The organism is Phenylobacterium sp., assembly GCF_030654915.1.
GTDB lineage: Bacteria > Pseudomonadota > Alphaproteobacteria > Caulobacterales > Caulobacteraceae > Phenylobacterium.
Genome location: NZ_JAURWM010000312.1, coordinates 1 through 1,559 on the forward strand (window position 1 = coordinate 1; position 1,559 = coordinate 1,559).

The window sequence follows — 1,559 nt, forward strand, 5'->3', positions numbered from 1 at the left end:
CTCAGCACGCTCTCGGCCGCGCATCGCCGCGGCCGCAAGGACCAAGAAGCTTATGAAGTCTCTCCTGCTGGCCTCCACGGCCGCGCTCTCGCTCGCCTTCCCGCTCACCGCTTCCGCCGACGACGATCAGGCCACGACCGTCGACTCGGTCATCGTCACCGCCCAACCCAACCCGGAAGATCCGGCGGTCGTCGCCAACGCCCGCAAGCGCCTCTCGGAGACGCCCGGCGCTGTTTCAGTGATCTCTGCGGAATCCTATGAGCAACGCTTTGCGATCGCCCTCGACGACATGCTGCGCGACGCTCCGGGCGTCTTCGCCCAGAAGAAGTGGGGCGGCGACATCCGCATCTCGATCCGCGGCTCTGGGATCGGCAACGCCAATCACAACCGCGGCTTGCTGATCGCTCAGGATGGCCTGCCGCTCAACGAAGCCGACGGCTACGGCGATAGCCAGATCGCCGATCCGCTGCTGGCCCGGTACACCGAAGTCTATCGTGGCGGCAACGCGCTGCGGTTCGGCGGCGCTCTGCTGGGAGGCGCGATCAACATGGTCACGCCCACGGGCGTCAACGCCGGGTTCGAGAACCGGGTGCGGATCGACGGCGGATCATTCGGGCTGCTTCGTCAGCACGTCGCGCTCGCGCGGCAGACCGGCGACTGGGATGTCTTCGTCGCCGCCACCAACCAGACCGGTCAGGGCTGGCGCCCGCAAAGCCAGCAGAACATCCAGTTCGGGTCGCTGAACATCGGCCGCAGCTTTGGCGAGGAACGTGAAGTCCGGCTGATCATCAACGGCTCCAACATCAACCAGGAAATTCCCGGAGCCCTGACCCGCGCCCAGTTCGACACAAACCCGCGCCAGGCCGCGGCAGGCAACGTCCTCAATGATCAGAGCCGCAACCAACGAGGTCTGCGCGGCTCGCTGCGGACCAATTGGCGACTGAATGACAATCTTGCCTTTGAGGGCGGTGTCTACGCGATCTGGAAGGATCTCGACCACCCGATCTTCCAGGTGATCGATCAGCAGAGCCGCAACTACGGCGTCTTCGGGCGGCTTGACTGGGACGGAACCATCGGGGGCATGCGGGCCGACGGCTATGCGGGCGTGTGGCTGCGCAAGGGCGACCTGGACTCGAACTTCTACGTCAATGTGAAGGGCGCCCGCGGCGCCCCGACCTCGATCTCCCTGCAGAACGCCATAGCGAGCGACGTGTTCGGCGAAGGCCGGCTGTTCATCAGCGACCATCTTGCCCTGGTGGCCGGCGCCAGCTGGGGGATCGCAACCCGCGACTATCAGAGCTTCGCCATCCCCGGCGTGACGAACACGTTCAATTTGAAGGCGTCGAAGGACTACGACTGGATCGCCCCACGGATCGGCCTGCTCTGGGAAGACGAACAAGGCTCGCAGGTGTTCGCCAACCTCACCAAGTCGGTCGAGCCGCCAAACCACGGCTCGATGTCCCCGACCGGCAACGGATTTACGCCAGTCGAGGCTCAGGAAGCCTGGACCGCAGAGATCGGAACCCGCGGCCGTCGCGGGCAGCTGACCTGGGATGTCA

1 protein-coding gene is annotated in these 1,559 nt (G+C 65.3%); it reads left to right on the forward strand.

What is annotated here, in order from left to right; genetic code table 11:
- Positions 1-52: 52 nt before the first annotated feature.
- Positions 53-1,559 (forward strand): TonB-dependent receptor (locus Q7T84_RS16480; RefSeq protein WP_304810984.1); only part of this gene is annotated, 1,507 nt, incomplete at its 3' end.